18 protein-coding genes are annotated in these 22,157 nt (G+C 50.0%); 4 read left to right on the top strand and 14 right to left on the bottom strand.

Annotation, left to right across the window (positions count from 1 at the left end; translation table 11 throughout):
- Window positions 1-5: 5 nt before the first annotated feature.
- Entirely contained in the window at window positions 6-785 is a 780-nt protein-coding gene (elyC, locus tag ATB02_RS01870) for an envelope biogenesis factor ElyC (RefSeq protein WP_105270999.1), read from the top strand.
- Here the strand turns inward: elyC and ATB02_RS01865 are convergent.
- The 14 genes from ATB02_RS01865 to ATB02_RS01800 form a co-directional block, all read right to left on the bottom strand.
- Window positions 762-1,655, bottom strand: coding sequence for a YcbJ family phosphotransferase (locus ATB02_RS01865; RefSeq protein ID WP_000436921.1), 894 nt, complete (start codon window positions 1,653-1,655; stop codon window positions 762-764). The two genes, elyC and ATB02_RS01865, sit on opposite strands and share 24 nt — an antisense overlap.
- Before the next feature lie 153 nt (window positions 1,656-1,808).
- On the bottom strand, window positions 1,809-2,555 hold the full coding sequence (kdsB, locus tag ATB02_RS01860) for a 3-deoxy-manno-octulosonate cytidylyltransferase (RefSeq protein ID WP_000011610.1): 747 nt from the start codon (window positions 2,553-2,555) through the stop codon (window positions 1,809-1,811).
- Complete coding sequence (gene ycaR / locus ATB02_RS01855) at window positions 2,552-2,734, bottom strand: protein YcaR (RefSeq protein ID WP_000350058.1); 183 nt, start codon at window positions 2,732-2,734, stop codon at window positions 2,552-2,554. Before ycaR ends, kdsB begins: the two co-directional genes overlap by 4 nt.
- 51 nt (window positions 2,735-2,785) lie before the next feature.
- Window positions 2,786-4,018, bottom strand: a complete 1,233-nt coding sequence (gene ycaQ, locus ATB02_RS01850) for a crosslink repair DNA glycosylase YcaQ (RefSeq protein ID WP_105270998.1) — start codon at window positions 4,016-4,018, stop codon at window positions 2,786-2,788.
- Between the two features lie 36 nt (window positions 4,019-4,054).
- Window positions 4,055-5,041: a tetraacyldisaccharide 4'-kinase gene (lpxK, locus tag ATB02_RS01845; RefSeq protein ID WP_105270997.1), complete on the bottom strand. Its 987-nt coding sequence runs from the start codon at window positions 5,039-5,041 to the stop codon at window positions 4,055-4,057.
- On the bottom strand, window positions 5,038-6,786 hold the full coding sequence (msbA, locus tag ATB02_RS01840; RefSeq protein WP_000551266.1) for a lipid A ABC transporter ATP-binding protein/permease MsbA: 1,749 nt from the start codon (window positions 6,784-6,786) through the stop codon (window positions 5,038-5,040). The genes lpxK and msbA overlap by 4 nt, the downstream gene beginning before the upstream one ends.
- A gap of 36 nt (window positions 6,787-6,822) precedes the next feature.
- Window positions 6,823-9,087, bottom strand: coding sequence for a ComEC family protein (locus ATB02_RS01835; RefSeq protein WP_105270996.1), 2,265 nt, complete (start codon window positions 9,085-9,087; stop codon window positions 6,823-6,825).
- Between the two features lie 205 nt (window positions 9,088-9,292).
- The gene (gene ihfB / locus ATB02_RS01830; RefSeq protein WP_000167336.1) at window positions 9,293-9,577 is read right to left on the bottom strand and encodes an integration host factor subunit beta; all 285 of its coding nucleotides are present in this window, start codon (window positions 9,575-9,577) and stop codon (window positions 9,293-9,295) included.
- A 159-nt stretch (window positions 9,578-9,736) separates the two neighbouring features.
- Window positions 9,737-11,410 (bottom strand): 30S ribosomal protein S1, encoded by a 1,674-nt coding sequence (gene rpsA / locus ATB02_RS01825; protein ID WP_000140327.1) that lies wholly within the window; start codon window positions 11,408-11,410, stop codon window positions 9,737-9,739.
- A 110-nt stretch (window positions 11,411-11,520) separates the two neighbouring features.
- Window positions 11,521-12,204, bottom strand: coding sequence for a (d)CMP kinase (cmk, locus tag ATB02_RS01820; RefSeq protein WP_000125016.1), 684 nt, complete (start codon window positions 12,202-12,204; stop codon window positions 11,521-11,523).
- A 172-nt stretch (window positions 12,205-12,376) separates the two neighbouring features.
- Window positions 12,377-13,141, bottom strand: coding sequence for a metallopeptidase YcaL (gene ycaL / locus ATB02_RS01815; RefSeq protein ID WP_001353317.1), 765 nt, complete (start codon window positions 13,139-13,141; stop codon window positions 12,377-12,379).
- 168 nt (window positions 13,142-13,309) lie between these two features.
- A complete protein-coding gene (gene aroA / locus ATB02_RS01810) occupies window positions 13,310-14,593 on the bottom strand; it encodes a 3-phosphoshikimate 1-carboxyvinyltransferase (protein ID WP_105270995.1) in 1,284 nt (427 codons plus the stop codon).
- A 70-nt stretch (window positions 14,594-14,663) separates the two neighbouring features.
- On the bottom strand, window positions 14,664-15,752 hold the full coding sequence (gene serC / locus ATB02_RS01805) for a 3-phosphoserine/phosphohydroxythreonine transaminase (RefSeq protein WP_000057129.1): 1,089 nt from the start codon (window positions 15,750-15,752) through the stop codon (window positions 14,664-14,666).
- 198 nt (window positions 15,753-15,950) lie between these two features.
- On the bottom strand, window positions 15,951-16,643 hold the full coding sequence (locus ATB02_RS01800; RefSeq protein ID WP_000642852.1) for a DUF421 domain-containing protein: 693 nt from the start codon (window positions 16,641-16,643) through the stop codon (window positions 15,951-15,953).
- Window positions 16,644-16,772: 129 nt separating this feature from the next.
- Between ATB02_RS01800 and ycaO the strand changes: the two genes are divergently transcribed.
- The 3 genes from ycaO to pflB all read left to right on the top strand — a co-directional run bounded on the left by ycaO (window position 16,773) and on the right by pflB (window position 22,133).
- Window positions 16,773-18,533: a 30S ribosomal protein S12 methylthiotransferase accessory factor YcaO gene (ycaO, locus tag ATB02_RS01795; protein WP_105270994.1), complete on the top strand. Its 1,761-nt coding sequence runs from the start codon at window positions 16,773-16,775 to the stop codon at window positions 18,531-18,533.
- A gap of 405 nt (window positions 18,534-18,938) precedes the next feature.
- Complete coding sequence (gene focA / locus ATB02_RS01790) at window positions 18,939-19,796, top strand: formate transporter FocA (RefSeq protein ID WP_000642546.1); 858 nt, start codon at window positions 18,939-18,941, stop codon at window positions 19,794-19,796.
- A 54-nt stretch (window positions 19,797-19,850) separates the two neighbouring features.
- Window positions 19,851-22,133: a formate C-acetyltransferase gene (gene pflB / locus ATB02_RS01785; RefSeq protein WP_001292814.1), complete on the top strand. Its 2,283-nt coding sequence runs from the start codon at window positions 19,851-19,853 to the stop codon at window positions 22,131-22,133.
- Window positions 22,134-22,157 lie beyond the last annotated feature (24 nt).

Raw genomic sequence — 22,157 nt, 5'->3', positions numbered from 1 at the left:
AAAGGATGCTTTTTACACTGAAAAAAGTGATTGGCGGTATGCTGCTGCCACTTCCGCTGATGTTGTTGATTATTGGCGCTGGCCTGGCGCTGCTGTGGTTTAGCCGTTTTCAAAAAACCGGGAAGATTTTTATTAGCCTTGGGTGGCTGGCGCTCTTGTTATTGAGTTTGCAACCGGTAGCCGACCGCCTGCTGCGTCCCATCGAAAGCACCTATCCGACATGGAATAATTCGCAAAAAGTGGACTATATCGTGGTACTCGGAGGTGGTTATACCTGGAACCCACAATGGGCACCGAGCTCGAATTTAATCAATAACAGTCTGCCACGTCTGAATGAGGGTATTCGCTTATGGCGCGAAAATCCGGGATCAAAGCTGATCTTCACGGGAGGCGTAGCAAAAACCAATACGGTGAGTACAGCCGAAGTAGGTGCAAGAGTTGCGCAATCGCTGGGTGTCCCTCGCGAGCAAATTATCACCCTGGATTTGCCAAAAGATACCGAAGAAGAAGCTGCGGCAGTGAAACAGGCGATTGGTGACGCCCCTTTCCTGCTGGTAACCTCCGCATCACATCTGCCGCGCGCGATGATCTTTTTTCAGCAGGAAGGGTTAAATCCGCTGCCAGCCCCGGCGAACCAGTTGGCCATCGACTCGCCGCTTAATCCGTGGGAACGAGCAATCCCTTCTCCAGTCTGGTTAATGCATAGCGATCGTGTTGGCTATGAAACGCTTGGCCGCATCTGGCAGTGGCTGAAAGGTTCGTCAGGCGAGCCACGGCAAGAGTGATTTTGATGCCAGATCGAAGTTGCACCGACTAAATCGTCCGGTATTAACCAGTTGCGCAACTTCATCCCATAACACATACAACCAACGCCGCCAGATGAACGACTCCGCCACTGGCGCGCGTTGCAGATAACTCCAGAGCAAATCTTCCGCCAGAGAATTATCCATTAGTCGGAACAGTTCGTATTCTCGCGGTGCCCAAAGCATTAGTCCCGGTCCGACCATCGCCAGTAACTGATCGCTGCGCGAATCTTTCAGCATGCTGCGTAAACAGAAGTTACCGTGAATCAGCACACAATTGTCGTTAAAGCCTTCAAATAATGCCGGGAGACATTCACGGGTGCGAAACAGGATCCGCTTATCTTGCATCGTTAGACCGGTGTTATTGAACTGATTGAGCGTAGTCCATAGCACTTCAACATGTTGCCGGTACCATGAGGGCCAGAAATTTTCCTGAGTATTGTCGACCGCGCCGACGCAACCACGACTGTCCTGACGGTGCCAGGCCAGTAAGGCTTCAACGATTTGGTCTTTGAGTTGTTCCCAGCGTTCTGGTGTTCGGGCTGGAGCCTCCACCGAAACACCACGCATCCGCTCCAGTAGCAGGACATCGGGGCCGGGGTGTTCTTCATGCGTCATCACACCATAAATAGTCGGCATACGGACAGTCCCACTTCTTGCCAGCATGGTGGTTTTCCATGCCAGCTGTCGGGCTTTTCCGGGCGTACTAAAGCTTCTTGCCATTAACGGCATTGGGTTTCCCTGGCTGTCATACAAAGCCCACAACGCCGTATCCGCTTTTTCATTGACGCACTCAATACGACTGAGTTTTTCGCCCAGTAAATGGCTTAATTCGGCACGCAGCTGTTCCATTCAGATTACCCTCATAAAAGCTACTGCTTTCATAATGAGCGCCAATATAAAAGATGTCACCTGAATGAGATCAATTGTTGAAAAGAAAAATTGAGGAAAATCGTAACGGTACGACACTCCTCCCAAAATTGGCTGGAGTGTCGTGAAGTGAAATTAGCGCATTTCAGCGCGAACGCGCTCGAGATCTTCAGGGGTATCCACACCTGTACCAGGAACTTCCTGAGCAACAGCAACGTGGATTTTTTCGCCGTACCACAGAACACGAAGCTGCTCTAACATTTCGATATGTTCTAACGGACTTGGCTGCCAGGTAACATAACGACGGATAAAGCCTGCTCGGTAGCCATAAATACCAAGATGACGCAGGAAGTTATCGCCTACGGTTTCAAGGTCTTTTGCAAAACGATCACGATCCCACGGAATGGTGGCGCGAGAGAAGTACAGTGCGTACCCTTCGGCGTCGAGAACCACTTTCACCGCATTCGGGTTAAACGCTTCTTCCGCATTGTGGATTGGCACCGCCAGAGTCGCCATACCCACCTGACGCTGAGCGAGGTTATCAGCAACCTGACGAATGATTGTCGCAGGGATCATCGGTTCATCACCCTGCACATTAACGATCACCGTGTCGTCGCTGAATGCGCATTTTTCGACAACTTCCGCCAAACGTTCTGTACCTGACTGATGATCGGCGCGCGTCATACATACTTCGCCGCCAGCCGCTTCAACAGCGCGGGCAACATCCTCATGATCGGTTGCCACGATGATGCGCTCGGCACCTGATTCGCGCGCGCGTTCAAGAACATGAACAATCATGGGTTTGCCGTTAATATCAACCAATGGTTTACCGGGCAGACGCGTGGACGCGTAGCGCGCGGGAATAATGACCACAAAACTCATGATTTACTCTCATCAGCAGTCAGCACGCGGGCTTCCGTTTCCAGCAACACTGGAATGCCATCGCGCAGCGGGAAAGCCAGGTTGTCCAGTTTGCAGATAAGCTCTTGTTTTTCCTGGTTATACCAAAGTTTTCCGTTGCAAACCGGGCAGGCAATGATTTCAAGCAGACGATGATCCATAGTTCCTCCAGATGGATCGGGTTATGAATGCATAAATCTTATCATAATCATTTATGCGACGGGGTCTATTTCCCAGCCGGCGCGGCAATCAGTAAAGAGGCCTTGCGGGCAGCGTCCTAATGTCACCCGCGTTGCCTGCTGCCAGTTAGCGAAATCAGTAATCGCCTGACGTAACCCTTTTTGCAGCGTTGTCGTTGGTTTAATGCCTTCCTGTAACCACAGAGAGATAACTTCAAGGATGCCTGTCTGGCGATGCATTTTGGCATCCATTCGCCCAACTAATTGCCCACGATGTAATAACGGCAGAACAAAATAGCCATACTGGCGTTTCGGCGCTGGGGTATAGCACTCCAGCCGGTAGCTAAAATCAAAAAGCTGCTCCGCGCGTTTGCGATCCCAGACAACAGGATCAAAAGGCGAAAGTACCGCGCTGTGCGTTGCAGTGAGCTTTCCGGCGAGCGCGCGTTCGAGTAGCGGCAGCAAATCAGCATGCAGCCAAAGATTGCCCAATTTTTCAACATGCACAGCAATGATTTGCTGCTGTTCAGCCCTCGCTTCGCGCCAAGCCGCCAGTGCCGGACGTTTCAGCCGATAGTAATCTGCCAGCCACTGTTCGCGGAATATGCCCAGGCTACGCGCACTGTTATCCAGCATGATGATTTCTGCTTCTGTTTGCGAAACGAGATCGCGCTCATCATCCCAGTCAGGCATGACACGGTGGGTTAAATCATAAACGCGCTGGAAGTTGCGCCGTTCAATCACCATCACCTTTCCGGCAGTAAATAAACCTTCCAGATGCCGTTTATGCGGCTTCCATTCCCACCAGCCGCTTGCACCTTTACGAGAATGCTCGAAATCGGCTGAACGTACCGGCCCCTTATCATGAATATGTTGAATTAACTGTGCAATTTCTGCCGCATGTTCCTGCATCCAGGCGTCTTTGTATTTCCAGCCCATTTTTTCAGGTGTCAGCATGCGGTGGCGAATAAGACGAAAATCGCTACGTGGCATAAAGCAGGCTTCATGCGCCCAGTATTCCATTAATTCGCCACGCGCCAGAGACTCATCCAACCACTGCGCAGGATAATTTCCCAGACGACTGAAAAGTACCAGATATGGGCTACGGGCAACAATATTGATGGTATCAATTTGCAGCAAGGACATGCGGGAAATCGTTGCCAGAATATCTTCCAACGACGCTCGACGGCGGGGTTTGTTTAACAGGCCTTGCGCAGCAAGGTGAAGATTACGCGCATCAGCAAGGGAGAGGTGCGGCAGCGACATTCATGACTCCATCAATCGAACGCTGCCGCGGCGTAACTAGTTGCCAGAAGCCAGCGAGGTTAGTTGCGCAAGCAGTTTCGCTGGTTCATCGCCTGAAAGCTGTGCGTCAACAGGCAAATACCACCAATTTTCATCTGCAAAGGCCCGGCATTTCACCGCATCTTTTTCAGTCATTACTAGCGTTTGCCCGTCGCTTACCAACGCGCTGACATCCTTATAATTCAAAGACTGATGATCGGCCAGTGGTACACATTTTTCCGGTTGTACGCCGCACATCTTCAGCGTGGCAAAAAAGCGCGGCGGATGCCCAATCCCCGCCATCGCCACCACATGTTCAAGTTGAGCAACGTCACAACGCGTACCGGTACGTAAATTCACCGCCTGCCCCGGCAGCAGATGCATGGGGATTTCACCGCTGCGGGGGACACCGCCGTTGACGATTACCGCATCAACCGACTTTAAGCGCCCCGCTCGCTCACGCATTGGCCCCGCCGGCAACCACCAGCCATTGCCAAAGCGACGCACGCCATCAATAACGACGATTTCCACATCACGCGCCAGATGATAATGCTGTAAACCGTCGTCGGTTACGATGATCTGCACATCAGGGTGTTGCGCCAGAATGGCTTTTACCGCATCAGAACGCACGGGAGAAACCGCAACAGGCGCGCCAGTGCGTTGATAAATCAACACAGGTTCATCACCCGCCTGTGCTGTGGTGGTATCTACCGACAATAACAGCGGATAAGATTCAGCCTTACCGCCATATCCCCGGGACACGACTCCCACGCGAATACCGCGCTGTTGCAACTGTTCCACCAGCCAGACAACGACCGGAGTTTTTCCGTTGCCGCCAGCGGTGAGATTACCAACCACGACAACCGGTACGGGGGCACGCCAGGCGCGCTTCAGTTTTAGTTTATAGCAAAGACGGATCGCGCCACTCACCAGACCATACAACCAGGAGAGTGGCAGCAATAGCCGCCACAAAGGGGATTCACCAGACCAGATTTTTTCGATCATTGGCCAAACTGCATTTTGTGAAGTTGCGCGTAAACGCCACGGTGCTCAAGCAAATCGTTATGCGTACCGCGTTCCACAATGACACCATCCTCGACGACCACGATTTCGTCTGCCTTTTCAATGGTAGACAAGCGGTGGGCAATCACCAGAGAGGTACGGTTTTTCTGCAACTCATCCAGTGCCGCCTGAATCGCACGTTCAGATTCGGTATCCAGCGCCGAGGTAGCTTCGTCCAGAATCAGAATCGGGCTATCACGCAACAAGGCTCGAGCGATGGCAATACGCTGACGCTGACCGCCAGAGAGCAGCACGCCGTTTTCACCAATCACTGTATCGAGACCGTTATCCATCTTATTGATGAAGTCCATGGCGTAGGCCATACGCGCCGCTTCTTCAATTTGCTCACGGCTGTACTGTTCTGTCCGTGCGTAAGCAATGTTGTTGGCAACCGTATCGTTAAACAGATGGACATTCTGCGACACCAGAGCAACCTGGTTACGTAAAGACGCCAGGGTATACTCGCGCAGATCGTGACCATCCATCAGGATTTCGCCTTCATCAATATCGTAAAAACGTGTGATTAGGCTGGCGATGGTTGATTTACCTGAACCAGAGCGTCCAACCAGAGCGACCGTTTTTCCTGCCGGAATTTTCAGGTTGATGTTACGCAATGCGGGCACGTCACGTCCTGGATAAGTAAAGGTGACATTGCGGAATTCCACGTCGCCAGTCGCACGCTCGATCACGCGCTTACCTTCGTCTTTCTCCTGCTCACTGTCCAGAATGGTAAACAGCGTCTGACAAGCCGCCATACCGCGCTGGAACTGGGCGTTAACGTTGGTCAGCGATTTCAGCGGACGCATCAGTGCAATCATTGAAGAGAAAACAACGGTAATCGTACCGGCAGTCAGGTTATCCATAACACTTGGGAAGCTCGCCGCATACAGAACAAACGCCAGCGCCAAAGAGGCGATCAGCTGAATGATCGGATCAGAGATGGAAGAGGCTGAAACCATTTTCATCCCCTGAAGACGCATTCGGTTACTGACTTTATCGAAGCGTTTCGTTTCCACTTCCTGACCACCGAAAATCAATACTTCTTTGTGGCCCTTCAGCATTTGTTCTGCGCTGGTGGTCACCTGACCCATGGTGTTCTGCATGTTTTTACTGATGTTGCGAAAACGCTTCGATACGACACGAATCGCAATCGAAACAATCGGTGCCAGCACAATTAAAATGATCGACAGTTGCCAGCTGTAATAGAACATCATGATGAACAGGCCGATGATCGACGCACCTTCACGCACAACAGTAATCAATGCGCCGGAAGAAGAAGAAGCAACCTGTTCGGAATCGTAGGTGATACGCGACAACAGCGTACCCGTTGACTGTTTGTCAAAAAATGAAACGGGCATTCCCATCATGTGACCAAACAGGCGGCGACGCATAGTCATTACCACCTTTCCTGATACCCAGGAGATACAGTAGCTGGAAACATAGCTGGTGATACCACGTAAAATCATCAGCCCGATCACCACCAGCGGCATCCACACCAGCACGGAGCGATCTGTTTTACCAAAGCCATCATCAAGAAGTGGCTTAAGGAGCGATAACATGAAGGTATCGCTGGCTGCGTTGAGGATTAACGCTACGCCCGCCACGATCAGACCCGCTTTAAAAGGCGCAATGGTTGGCCACAGTCGGCGGAACGTCTGCCACGTAGAGAGATCTTTGTCGTTATGCATTCAAAAAACCAGCATTTGTTGAAATAGCCGCATATTCTACCCGTTATCCACTGGCACGCCAAACCACTGATGATACCAACGAGGTAAAATTTGCTCTCTGAGGCTGCTAATCCGCCAGCCTTGCGCTGAAAAATTGACCGTTATTTGACCCTGATGTGGAGTATCAAGCCACTTATAACCCTGTTGTTGATAGCGATGTTTAACTTTGCTTGAGGGCAGTCGCCATGCGTTATAGCGCGATGCCGATGCGAGTGCCACTTTTCCATTCACTCGCTGAATTAATGGCAACGATGATGAGGTATTACTGCCATGGTGAGGTACCTGAAGTAATGTTGCCTGCATTTGCTGCCAGTAACGGCTTAGCATCTTTTGTTCAGCGGGGGCTTCAATATCACCGGTTAGGAGAATGCTATTCGTCCCGTCATCAACCTTAACCACACAGGAATGGTTATTTCCTTTATCGTTGCTACCTTGTAAAGGCCAGTGCACGCTGAAACGCAATCCTTGCCATTGCCACGCTTCGCCACGCACACAGGGCTGATGATGTTCCCAGTTTAACGGACTTCGGATCCATAACATCGGCCATGTGTGCAATATTGAGTCCAGCCCTCCCCGGTGATCCAGATGTTCATGACTCAAAATAACGCCTTCCGGTTCAAGATTATGCCAGTGGAGCCAGGGGATAATCAGTTGTTGCCCACTATCCCCTTCGGGCCAGGCCAGTCCCGTGTCATAGAGAATCGCTTTGCCGTTTCGCGCAATGACCATTGCCAGCCCTTGCCCGACATCAAGCATGTACACTTGCCACTCGTCAGGTCGAGGTTTTTGCCACAGCGGCAAGCACATCAGCAAGCCTACAGCCACACACATTGCTGGCAACGTTCGCCAGGCGTTTAATCGCCATACCACCAGTAAGAACCATGGGGAAAATGTTAGCCATTGCCAACGTTCAGCAATGTTGATCCACCCTTCCGGCAAACTCTTTAACCCCCAGAAAAGTAAAGCCAAAGACCGGTCGGCAAGAAACCATAACCCTTGTTCCAGAATAAACGGCCCGCTTAAATGCACAACCATCGCGGCGAGAATCAACGGAACCGTGATAAATGTCACCAGGGGAATTGCAAAAAGATTTGCAATAAACGAGGTCAGACTAATGCCATGAAATATGACAATTTGCACGGGCATAAGCAGGAGGGTGATTCCCAGTTGCAGATGGATGAGGGAAACAACCGCGCGCAATACCGGCGGCAGCTGCCACTCCGGACAGGGAAACCACTGATACCAAAAAATCAGTGCCGCGACCGCAGCGGCAGAGAGCCATAAACTTTGCGAAAGAATGGCAACAGGATCCATCAGCAAAATTGCCGCCAGACAACATATCCATACATCCCAGCCACTCCATTGTCGTCCACTTAACTTAAGCATTCCCCAAATGGCAAGCGCCACCACGGTACGCAATGCAGGAGGTTGCATTCCCGTTAGCCAGGCATAAAAAGCAGCACAGCAGATTCCGCCAATTAATGGCATTTGCCAGTGGATCCAGCGCCCAGGCAGAAATATTTGTCCACTGCGAATGAGTCCGGCAGCCAGTAACGCCGCAAAGGCGATATGCAGCCCCGATATCGCCATTAAATGCGCCGTTCCAGTATCACGCATGATATTTTTGATTTCTTTGGGGACGGATAACCGTTCCCCCATACCTAATCCAAGAATAACCGCGTTCCACATATAGGGTTGCAGCGTTGTTTGTAGTGACGCCAGATACTGTGCACGCTGGCTACAATTCGGTTCAATGACACTTGCCTGCAGAAAACGGCCGGTGAGCGGTTGATGCTGGGCAATGGCATAACGCTGGCTATCAAAGCCGCCATCATTAAGTTGGCCATGAACTGCACGAACTTTGAGTTTCATTGACCATACTTGTCCGGCACAAACCGCTTGCGGAAGATATTCGCCATACAGTACGAGGCCTGGCGCAGGGAATATACGTCGACCTTGTAGATGAGTAATTTGACCGTAATGAGTGGTCATGCCGTCAGTAGCAATGATCTCAACAATTGCATCCTGCGTCGAGCCAGTTAAGGTTTCTCCTGCCCACAAAATTTGCTTTGCTGCTAATATGCCCCAAACGAAAAACAGCAACGTCAGCGCGATATAACGGACGGTTTTAACAGGGATAAATGCCAGTACACAGGCGAAGATAGTCAGAAGCGCAAGGGTTACTGTCCCTGGCAATTGGGGCAAAATCAGCAACGGAAAAATTCCGCAAATTATGCATACTCCGACTGTCGTTATTTTCATGCACCCTCCCTGTTTATAGAAAGTGTGCAACTTTGTTGAATGGTTGTCTGGTGGGAGTTTTGCGTTCCCCGAGGCACGTTCAGAAGAATTTAACGACAGGGTGAAAACTGCTCAAAACTCTGCGAGGCAGCTTCCAGTTCCAGATTAGAGAAATGAAAAAAGCACCCGACAGGTGCTTTTCTCGCGTTCAAGTTTGAGTAAAAACTTAACCGTAAATATTGGCGCGATCGCGCAGTTCTTTACCTGGTTTAAAGTGAGGAACGTATTTTCCTTCCAGTTCTACTTTATCGCCAGTCTTCGGATTACGTCCGGTACGTGGTGCGCGGTAGTGCAAAGAGAAACTGCCGAAACCGCGGATTTCAATACGCTCGCCCTGCGCAAGAGTCGAGGCCATATGCTCCAGCATCTCTTTTACTGCATCTTCAACCGTCTTGGCGGGAATGTGCGATTGCTGGGTGGCAAGTCTTTCTATCAATTCTGACTTGGTCATGATTCCTCCGGTTCCTTAAAGGCAAATTTAGCGGCTGCTGTTGCTGCATTGATTAAGGGCGGCCGTAGCCGCCCTTAGTGCTTGATTACAGGACGAAACCTGCAATCTGTCAAGTAAACTCAACAAACTTCGGAATAAAAATCCCGAAGAGTCAGAGAATTACTCGCCTTTAGCTGCTTTGAAAGCTTCAGCCATTGCGTTGTTGGAGAAGTTTGCATCTTCCTGTTTGTTAACAGTTGCGATTGCATCTTTCTCGTCAGCTTCGTCTTTCGCACGAACAGACAGGCTGATTGCGCGGTTTTTACGATCAACGCCGGTGAATTTAGCTTCAACTTCGTCGCCAACGCTCAGAACCAGGGTAGCGTCTTCAACGCGGTCACGGGATGCTTCAGAAGCACGCAGGTAACCTTCAACGCCGTCAGCCAGTTCTACGGTTGCGCCTTTAGCGTCAACTGCAGTTACTTTACCGGTTACGATAGCGCCTTTCTTGTTCAGAGCAACCCAGTTGTTGAACGGATCTTCTGCGAGCTGTTTAACGCCCAGGGAGATACGTTCACGTTCTGCGTCAACCTGCAGAACAACTGCAGCGATTTCGTCGCCTTTTTTGTATTCACGAACTGCTTCTTCGCCTGCAACGTTCCAGGAGATGTCAGACAGGTGAACCAGGCCGTCGATGCCGCCGTCCAGGCCGATGAAGATACCGAAGTCAGTGATAGACTTGATTTTACCTTCAACACGGTCACCCTTGTTGTGGGTTTCCGCGAACTGCTGCCACGGGTTAGCTTTGCACTGTTTCAGACCCAGGGAGATACGACGACGTTCTTCGTCGATATCCAGAACCATAACTTCCACTACATCGCCAACGTTAACAACTTTGGACGGGTGGATGTTTTTGTTGGTCCAATCCATTTCGGAAACGTGTACCAGGCCTTCAACGCCTTCTTCGATTTCAACGAAGCAGCCGTAGTCGGTCAGGTTGGTCACGCGACCAGTCAGTTTGGTACCTTCCGGATAACGTTTAGCGATAGCTACCCACGGATCTTCGCCCAGCTGTTTCAGGCCCAGGGATACACGGGTACGTTCGCGGTCGAACTTCAGCACTTTAACAGTGATTTCGTCGCCCACGTTGACGATTTCGCTCGGATGCTTAACGCGTTTCCAGGCCATATCAGTGATGTGCAGCAGGCCGTCAACGCCGCCCAGATCAACGAATGCACCGTAGTCAGTGAGGTTCTTAACGATACCTTTAACTTCCATGCCTTCCTGCAGGTTTTCCAGCAGCTGATCGCGCTCTGCGCTGTTTTCGGATTCGATAACGGCACGACGAGAAACAACAACGTTGTTGCGCTTCTGATCCAGCTTGATTACTTTGAATTCAAGCTCTTTGCCTTCCAGGTGCAGAGTGTCACGCACCGGACGAACGTCTACCAGAGAACCTGGCAGGAACGCACGAATACCGTTCAGCTCAACAGTGAAGCCGCCCTTAACTTTGCCGTTGATAACACCGGTAACAGTTTCAGCATCTTCGTAAGCTTTTTCCAGCGTGATCCAGGCTTCGTGACGTTTAGCTTTCTCACGGGACAGCAGAGTTTCACCGAAGCCGTCTTCTACTGCGTCCAGAGCAACGTCAACTTCGTCACCTACCTGGATTTCCAGCTCGCCCTGGGCGTTTTTGAACTGCTCAGCCGGGATGGCGGACTCAGATTTCAGACCAGCGTCAACCAGTACTACGTCTTTGTCGATAGCAACAACAACGCCACGAACGATAGAACCCGGGCGGGTTTCGATTTCTTTTAAGGACTCTTCAAAGAGTTGAGCAAAAGATTCAGTCATGTTTAATCTTCAGGTTTATATTTAACGTCCACCTGGCTCCATGCCGGATGGGGTTGTTTAACATACCCGCTGTCATTCCATTGCAACGGGGGTACTGCAAATTCGGTCGCTTACGCGAGAGCCAATTTCTGGCGCGCGTATTGTAGCGCTTTTTCAATCACTTGCTCAATGCTTAAGGTGGTGGAATCCAACACTAAAGCATCGGCAGCCGGAACCAGTGGCGCTACCGCTCGGTTACGATCGCGGTCGTCGCGTTCTTTGATCTCGGCCAAAAGGCGCTCAAAGTTAACACTAAAGCCCTTCTCCTGCAACTGTAGCATGCGGCGATGCGCACGTTCTTCCGAGGAGGCGTCAAGGAAAATTTTCACTGGCGCATCAGGGAATACCACCGTTCCCATATCGCGGCCATCGGCAATCAAGCCTGGTAATTCGCGAAACGCGCGTTGGCGACGCAATAATGCTTCACGAACGCGTGGGAATGCCGCGACTTGTGAAGCAGCATTCGCCACTTCCTGAGTACGAATTTCGCCGCTGACATCTTCCCCTTCGAGGATCACTTCCAGATTGCCATTGGTCGACACAAAACGTACATCCAGATGGGATGCCAGCGGCACGAGCGCATCTTCCGATGCAACATCAACATGGTGATGTAATGCCGCCAGTGCCAGTACGCGATAAATTGCACCCGAGTCCAGCAGATGCCATTGCAACGCTTCCGCCATAGCCTTACACAAGGTGCCTTTCCCTGCACCGCTTGGGCCATCAATGGTAATAACCGGGGCAATTGCCGTCATCTTTATCTCCTTAAAACAGGCGTACCGTTAACATAACCGCGCGCATTATACGCGCCGACGCCACAAATCGTTAACGTTGTGTGCAAAAACCAGTTTTGTCTGTATTCAGATGGGGATTTATTGCGCAATTATAGCGGGCTGGCAGAAGACCAGCCCGAAAGATGACAATGATTTACTTACCAGAGGCGATACGATCACGGATGTGTTGCGCACGCTCTGTTGATGGTGGGTGAGAGTCAAACATGGACTGGGTACGGCCGCCATCCAGGCTGGCCAATTTTTCAAAGCTGCCAACCAGCCCCTGGGTGCTGATGCCACGTTTCTTCAACAGATCAAAGGAGAAATCATCTGCTTCGGACTCTTTATCGCGGGAGTATTTAGCATTGATCGCGCCTTCTGCGATATCACCTAATTGTGAGCGAGAAAGCTGGGAAGCCACACCGCTGGTAGCGGAAATCGCATCACGTGCGGCAACGATCGCATAAGAAGCTTTCATTTCAGCCAGCGAGTGACCCAACGCGACGTGGCCCAGTTCATGACCCAGAACGCCTTCAATTTCGTTGTCGTTCATCATGTCCATCAGGCCACTGTAGACACGAACACAGCCGTTCGCCATCGCCCATGCGTTGACGTCGCTGGTCATATAAACCTTATAGTTGACCGGCGTGCCATTAATATTGTTACCCAATGCTTTGGCGATTTTTGCCAGACGTTTACCGTACTTGCTGGATTTACTTGCGACTTGATTGCCGCTGTCCATTTCGGCACAGCCCTGATTGGCAATCGCTTTTGCATCAGCATCGCTTAACGTTGCTGCTTTATAGGCATTTAAACCTGAGCTGATAGCCATATTGGTATCAATACCGTGGGTATTCTGACACCCTGTCAGTAAAGCTGCAGAGGCCGCAATCGCCAGCAGTAATTTAGTATTCTTCATGTGAATCATCCGTTGATTAATCATATATAAATATTATGTATCAATAACTTACATCGACAAACGACGCTACCATTAATCAAAATGACTCACAAGGTCCGAAAAAAAACGCCGGCAATGTGCCGACGTATTGATAAAGAAAGATTTGGCTATTTATTGCACGTTGTTCATTCAGGCTGCCTGGCTAATCCGCGCCAGCTGCTCGAAATAATCCGGAAATGTTTTGGCCGTGCATTTGGGATCAAGAATCGTCACTGGTGTATCTGACAACGCCACCAGCGAGAAACACATCGCCATCCGGTGATCATTGTATGTTGCGATCTCGGCAAAGTTCAGTTTTTCCGGTGGAGTGATACGAATGTAATCGTGCCCCTCTTCTACTTCCGCGCCGACTTTACGTAGCTCTGTTGCCATCGCAAACAGGCGATCAGTCTCTTTAACACGCCAGTTATAGATATTGCGCAGCGTGGTAGTGCCTTTTGCAAATAATGCCGCCGTGGCAATGGTCATCGCCGCATCGGGAATATGGTTCATATCCATATCAATAGCGTTCAGTTCACCACGCGTGCAGGAAATATAATCATCGCCCCAGCTAATGGTTGCGCCCATTTTTTCCAGCACATCAGCAAAGCGAATATCACCCTGCATACTGTTGCGTCCAATACCGGTCACTTTTACAGTGCCACCTTTGATCGCTGCTGCTGCCAGGAAGTAAGAAGCCGAAGATGCATCGCCTTCGACCAAATAAGTACCCGGAGACTGATAAGACTGCCCGCCTTTTACGACAAATTGTTGATAGTGCTGATTTTCAATTTCAACACCAAACGTCTTCATCAGATTGAGTGTGATGTCAATGTAAGGTTTAGAAACCAGATCGCCTTTAATACGAATCACCGTATCTTCTGGCGCAAGAGGCGCAGTCATTAACAGTGCGGTGAGAAACTGACTGGAAACGGAGCCATCAACGTCAACGTTGCCGCCAGTAAAGCCACCTTGTAAACGCAATGGCGGATAATTTTCTTGTTCCAGGTAAGTGATCTTCGCCCCGCCCTGACGCAGCGCATCCACCAGATGACCAATCGGGCGTTCTTTCATACGCGGTTCACCGGTCAGCACAATATCATTGCTACCCAAACAAAGAGCCGCCGCCAGCGGACGCATTGCCGTTCCGGCGTTACCGAGGAACAACTCCAGAGCACTTTCTGCGTGTAATGGACCGCCATTACCGATGATTTCGCAACGCGTACGATCGGCTGAAAGCGTGTAACTTACCCCTAACGCGGTTAATGCATTCAGCATATGGCGCACGTCATCGCTATCCAGCAGATTGGTTAATACTGTTTTGCCATGTGCTAATGCCGCCAGCAATAAAGCGCGGTTAGAAACGCTCTTGGAACCGGGCAGATTAATGGTGCCATCGACACGAGCGATGGGTTGTAACGTCAGGGATTCCATGAACTCAACTCTCTACAACAGAAATAAAAACCCCACAGGCTGGCTGTGGGGATTAAGCAAAATTTCGGCATTAGCCGTGACGGCGTTCGAACTCAATCATGAAGTCTGTCAGCGCTTTAACGCCTTCCAGAGGCATTGCGTTATAAATTGACGCACGCATACCGCCGACCACACGATGCCCTTTCAGGGCATGCAGCCCCGCAGCAAAAGACTCTTCAAGGAACAATTTGTCAAGCGCACTGTCCGCCAACTGGAACGGCACGTTCATCCGCGAACGGTTAGCTTTCGCCACGTCATTGCGGTAGAAATCGCTGTTATCAATCACCCCATACAGCAGTTCTGCTTTTTGCTGATTGATTTTATCCATTGCAGCCACGCCGCCGTTCGCTTTCAGCCATTTGAATACCAGACCGGACAGGTACCAGGCAAATGTCGGCGGCGTGTTAAACATTGAGTCGTTATCGTTAAGGATGGAATAATCCAGAATCGACGGACAAGCGATATTCGCTTTACCCAGTAAGTCTTCACGAACGATGACGATTGTCAGGCCCGCCGGGCCGATATTTTTCTGTGCGCCAGCATAAATCACACCGTAACGACTGACGTCAATTGGACGGGAAAGAATCGTTGAAGAGAAGTCGGCTGCAACCACCACTTCTTTACCAAAGTCTGGCGTTTCGTCGATGGCGATACCATCGATGGTCTCATTTGGGCAGTAATGCATATAAGCGGCATTATCAGAGAGCTGCCATTCACGCATTGGCTTAACCGCACGAAGACCATCAACAGTCACTTTGGCGTCAAAGACATTTGGCTTGCAGTATTTTTTCGCTTCTTTAATGGCACTTGCCGCCCAGTAACCGGCATCAACATAATCTGCAGTGGTTTTATCACCAAGAATATTCAACGGTACTGCAGCAAATTGACCGCGACCACCGCCGTGGCAGAACAATACTTTATAGTTGGAGGGGATATTAAGAAGATCGCGAAAATCCTTCTCGGCTTCCTCTGCAACCTGAATGAACTCTTTACCACGGTGGCTCACTTCCATCACCGACGTACCAAGACCGTTCCAGTCGCGCAGTTCCTGTTGAGCCTGTTTAAGCACCTCTGCCGGTAGCATTGCCGGACCAGAACTAAAATTGAAGATTTGAGCCATTTCCCCTCACCACGTTGCGTTGCCATTAACCCACGGACAATCGATTGCGACCGCGGGTAATACATTATTCCTGTGGCTATCGGTTTTATCATTCAGTGGCGCGCATCGCAATGGGTAAAACAGTCGAGGGCAAAAATGCGGCACGCGTCACACAATAGAATCTCTCGGATTATTGTCCAAAAACCGATTTTTTTGCTGTCAGGTCACCCGTTTAGCCCGACTTGCCTTCGTCCATTCTGGATTTGCACAGCGCGGACATAATTGTTTTTCCCCTGCGTTCATATGAATGATCTCACTGCAACGGATGCAAGCATAGTCCGCCGACTCAGGCACCACTTTGTAACGCTGAGTACAGTCACTGGGTAAAATAAGCAAGCCCGGTTTGACCTTGTCATCTTCAAAGAAATAGACACTGATTTGCCCGTTGGTTTCGAGAATCGCCAGACGTACCTGCCCCAACTGCTCCACTCCACGCAGTCGCAGCTCCATAAAGAACTCAAATTCCGTCATGTTGGAGTTATTAAGTTTCGACCAGGCCAGCTCACCATCCTCAATAATGACAACCGGCTTGCCTTCCAGAAGATCTTCCAGTTTTTCACTGTGCGCCATCAACCACATTACCAGACGGTATAACAACGCCAGAGTAATAAAGACGATAAGCACCGGAACCATCGGCACATCATCATAAAACGCCACATCCCCCGCCGCTGACCCCAGCGTCAGAATGATTAACACTTCAAACAGCGACATCTGCCGCACACCGCGTCTGCCGGTCATTTTGAGGAATAAAAAGACCAGTACAAAGGTATAAAGACTACGTAGTGCAACTTCGCCAAGGAAATCAAAAGGCACTTTATCAAATGCCATACGGTGGAGATCGAATGCCTTCATTTTTATGCTCTTATCGTGGTTTATCCGCTAAAAGCATAGTCAACAGTTCATCTGCCTGGCGGCGGTGATAGCGCCTTTGAGATAAAACCCGTATTATTGCGCGCTTTCCGTACGACTAAAGTGATTTTCATGACGCAAACATTTATCCCCGGCAAAGATGCCGCCCTGGAAGATTCCATCGCTCGCTTCCAGCAAAAACTTTCAGACCTCGGTTTTCAGATTGAAGAGGCCTCCTGGCTGAATCCCGTGCCTAACGTCTGGTCTGTGCATATTCGCGACAAAGAGTGCGCACTGTGTTTTACCAACGGTAAAGGCGCAACCAAAAAAGCGGCGCTGGCTTCTGCACTCGGTGAATATTTCGAGCGTCTGTCTACCAACTACTTTTTTGCTGACTTCTGGCTGGGCGAAACCATCGCCAACGGTCCATTCGTGCATTATCCCAACGAAAAATGGTTCCCACTGACCGAAAACGACGATGTACCAGAAGGGCTGCTCGATGACCGTCTGCGCGCATTTTACGATCCGGAGAATGAACTGACCGGCAGCATGCTGATTGACCTACAATCTGGTAACGAAGATCGTGGTATTTGCGGTCTACCGTTTACGCGCCAGTCCGACAATCAGATCGTTTATATTCCGATGAATATCATTGGTAACCTGTACGTTTCTAACGGTATGTCCGCTGGCAATACCCGAAACGAAGCACGCGTTCAGGGGTTGTCCGAAGTTTTCGAACGCTACGTGAAAAACCGGATTATTGCTGAAAGCATCAGCCTGCCAGAGATCCCGGCAGACGTGCTGGCGCGTTATCCAGCGGTGGTTGAAGCGATCGAAACACTGGAAGCGGAAGGTTTCCCGATCTTCGCTTATGATGCCTCGCTTGGCGGTCAATATCCGGTGATCTGCGTGGTACTGTTCAATCCAGCTAACGGTACCTGCTTTGCATCCTTCGGTGCACATCCTGATTTTGGCGTTGCACTGGAACGTACCGTGACCGAGTTGCTGCAAGGCCGCGGTCTGAAAGATTTGGATGTGTTTACTCCGCCAACCTTCGATGATGAAGAAGTCGCTGAACATACTAACCTCGAAACGCACTTTATCGATTCCAGCGGTTTAATCTCCTGGGACCTATTCAAGCAGGATGCTGATTATCCGTTTGTGGACTGGAGCTTCTCAGGCACCACGGAAGAAGAGTTTGCTACGCTGATGGCTATCTTCAACAAAGAAGATAAAGAAGTTTATATTGCCGATTACGAGCATCTGGGCGTTTATGCTTGCCGCATTATCGTGCCTGGCATGTCCGATATTTATCCGGCAGAAGATCTGTGGCTGGCGAATAACAGCATGGGCAGCCATTTACGTGAAATGATTCTTTCACTCCCAGGCAGCGAGTGGGAAAAAGAAGATTACCTGAACCTCATCGAGCAACTGGATGAAGAAGGTTTTGATGACTTTACTCGCGTGCGTGAGCTGTTGGGTCTGGCGACCGGGTCGGATAACGGTTGGTACACCCTGCGTATCGGAGAATTAAAAGCCATGCTGGCGCTGGCTGGTGGCGATCTGGAACAGGCTCTGGTCTGGACTGAATGGACGATGGAATTTAACTCATCAGTGTTCAGTCCGGAACGCGCCAACTATTATCGCTGCCTGCAAACGTTGTTATTACTGGCGCAGGAAGAAGATCGCCAGCCGCTGCAATATCTGAATGCGTTTGTTCGCATGTACGGCGCAGATGCCGTGGAAGCCGCCAGTGCGGCAATGAGCGGCGAAGCGGCGTTTTATGGCTTGCAACCCGTAGATAGCGATCTGCACGCGTTTGCTGCACATCAGTCGTTGTTGAAGGCCTACGAAAAGCTGCAGCGCGCCAAAGCAGCATTCTGGGCAAAATAAAATCAAATAGCCTACGCAATGTAGGCTTAATGATTCGTCTGAGTTATATTACGGGGCGTTTTTTTAATGCCCCGCTTTACATATATTTGCATTAATAAAATAATTGTAATTATAAAGTTAAATATCGGTAATTTGTATTTAATAAATACGATCGATATTGTTACTTTATTCGCCTGGTGCTCCCTTTTAATTAACTGTTTTAGCGGAGGATGCGGAAAAAATTCAACTCATTTGTTAATTTTTAAAATTTATTTTTATTTGGATAATCAAATATTTACTCCGTATTTGCATAAAAACCATGCGAGTTACGGGCCTATAAGCCAGGCGAGATATGATCTATATCAATTTCTCATCTATAATGCTTTGTTAGTATCTCGTCGCCGACTTAATAAAGAGAGAGTTAGTGTGAAAGCTGACAACCCTTTTGATCTTTTACTTCCTGCAGCAATGGCCAAAGTGGCCGAAGAGGCAGGTGTCTATAAAGCAACGAAACATCCGCTTAAGACTTTCTATCTGGCGATTACCGCCGGTGTTTTCATCTCAATCGCATTCGTCTTCTATATCACAGCAACCACTGGCACAGGAACAATGCCCTTCGGCATGGCAAAACTGGTTGGCGGCATTTGCTTCTCTCTGGGGCTGATTCTTTGTGTTGTCTGCGGAGCCGATCTCTTTACTTCCACAGTGTTGATTGTTGTTGCTAAGGCGAGTGGGCGCATCACCTGGGGTCAGTTGGCGAAAAACTGGCTAAATGTCTATTTTGGCAACCTGGTCGGCGCACTGCTGTTTGTACTTTTAATGTGGCTTTCCGGCGAGTATATGACCGCGAATGGTCAATGGGGACTAAACGTCCTACAAACCGCCGACCACAAAGTTCACCATACTTTTATTGAGGCCGTCTGCCTTGGTATCCTGGCAAACCTGATGGTATGTCTGGCAGTATGGATGAGTTATTCTGGCCGCAGCCTGATGGATAAAGCGTTCATTATGGTGCTGCCGGTCGCGATGTTTGTTGCCAGCGGTTTTGAGCACAGTATCGCAAACATGTTTATGATCCCGATGGGTATTGTAATCCGCGACTTCGCATCTCCGGAATTCTGGACCGCTGTCGGTTCTGCACCGGAAAATTTTTCTCACCTGACCGTGATGAACTTCATCACTGATAACCTGATTCCGGTTACGATCGGTAATATTATCGGCGGTGGTTTGTTGGTTGGGTTGACATACTGGGTCATTTACCTGCGTGAAAACGATCACCATTAATGGTTGTCGAAGTACGCAGTAAATAAAAAATCCACTTAAGAAGGTAGGTGTTACATGTCCGAGCTTAATGAAAAGTTAGCCACAGCCTGGGAAGGTTTTACCAAAGGTGACTGGCAGAATGAAGTAAACGTCCGTGACTTCATTCAGAAAAACTACACTCCGTACGAGGGTGACGAGTCCTTCCTGGCTGGCGCTACTGAAGCGACCACCACCCTGTGGGACAAAGTAATGGAAGGCGTTAAACTGGAAAACCGCACTCACGCGCCAGTTGACTTTGACACCGCTGTTGCTTCCACCATCACCTCTCACGACGCTGGCTACATCAACAAAGCGTTGGAAAAAGTTGTTGGTCTGCAGACTGAAGCTCCGCTGAAACGTGCTCTTATCCCGTTCGGTGGTATCAAAATGATCGAAGGTTCCTGCAAAGCGTACAACCGCGAACTGGACCCGATGATCAAAAAAATCTTCACTGAATACCGTAAAACTCACAACCAGGGCGTGTTCGACGTTTACACTCCGGACATCCTGCGTTGCCGTAAATCCGGTGTTCTGACCGGTCTGCCAGATGCTTATGGCCGTGGTCGTATCATCGGTGACTACCGTCGCGTTGCGCTGTACGGTATCGACTACCTGATGAAAGACAAATACGCTCAGTTCACCTCTCTGCAGGCTGATCTGGAAAACGGCGTAAACCTGGAACAGACTATCCGTCTGCGCGAAGAAATCGCTGAACAGCACCGCGCTCTGGGTCAGATGAAAGAAATGGCTGCGAAATACGGCTACGACATCTCTGGTCCGGCTACCAACGCTCAGGAAGCAATCCAGTGGACTTACTTCGGCTACCTGGCTGCTGTTAAGTCTCAGAACGGTGCTGCAATGTCCTTCGGTCGTACCTCCACCTTCCTGGATGTGTACATCGAACGTGACCTGAAAGCTGGCAAGATCACCGAACAAGAAGCGCAGGAAATGGTTGACCACCTGGTCATGAAACTGCGTATGGTTCGCTTCCTGCGTACTCCGGAATACGATGAACTGTTCTCTGGCGACCCGATCTGGGCAACCGAATCTATCGGTGGTATGGGCCTCGACGGTCGTACCCTGGTTACCAAAAACAGCTTCCGTTTCCTGAACACCCTGTACACCATGGGTCCGTCTCCGGAACCGAACATGACCATTCTGTGGTCTGAAAAACTGCCGCTGAACTTCAAGAAATTCGCCGCTAAAGTGTCCATCGACACCTCTTCTCTGCAGTATGAGAACGATGACCTGATGCGTCCGGACTTCAACAACGATGACTACGCTATCGCTTGCTGCGTAAGCCCGATGATCGTTGGTAAACAAATGCAGTTCTTCGGTGCGCGTGCAAACCTGGCAAAAACCATGCTGTACGCAATCAACGGCGGCGTTGACGAAAAACTGAAAATGCAGGTTGGTCCGAAATCTGAACCGATCAAAGGCGACGTCCTGAACTACGATGAAGTGATGGAGCGCATGGATCATTTCATGGACTGGCTGGCTAAACAGTACATCACTGCACTGAACATCATCCACTACATGCACGACAAGTACAGCTACGAAGCCTCTCTGATGGCGCTGCACGACCGTGACGTTATCCGCACCATGGCGTGTGGTATCGCTGGTCTGTCCGTTGCTGCTGACTCCCTGTCTGCAATCAAATATGCGAAAGTTAAACCGATTCGTGACGAAGACGGTCTGGCTATCGACTTCGAAATCGAAGGCGAATACCCGCAGTTTGGTAACAACGACCCGCGTGTAGATGACCTGGCGGTTGACCTGGTAGAACGTTTCATGAAGAAAATTCAGAAACTGCACACCTACCGTGACGCAATCCCGACTCAGTCTGTTCTGACCATCACTTCTAACGTTGTGTATGGTAAGAAAACTGGTAACACCCCAGACGGTCGTCGTGCTGGCGCGCCGTTCGGACCGGGTGCTAACCCGATGCACGGTCGTGACCAGAAAGGTGCTGTAGCATCTCTGACTTCCGTTGCTAAACTGCCGTTTGCTTACGCTAAAGATGGTATCTCCTACACCTTCTCTATCGTTCCGAACGCACTGGGTAAAGACGACGAAGTTCGTAAGACCAACCTGGCTGGTCTGATGGATGGTTACTTCCACCACGAAGCATCCATCGAAGGTGGTCAGCACCTGAACGTTAACGTGATGAACCGTGAAATGCTGCTCGACGCGATGGAAAACCCGGAAAAATATCCGCAGCTGACCATCCGTGTATCTGGCTACGCAGTACGTTTCAACTCGCTGACTAAAGAACAGCAGCAGGACGTTATTACTCGTACCTTCACTCAATCTATGTAATTAGTTTTGACTGAAATCGTACAG

This window comes from Escherichia sp. MOD1-EC5189 (genome assembly GCF_002966045.1).
GTDB classification, from domain to species: Bacteria; Pseudomonadota; Gammaproteobacteria; order Enterobacterales; family Enterobacteriaceae; genus Escherichia; species Escherichia coli_F.
The sequence above is the reverse complement of the archived record's forward strand: the minus strand, read 5'-3'. Positions and strand labels throughout refer to the sequence as shown.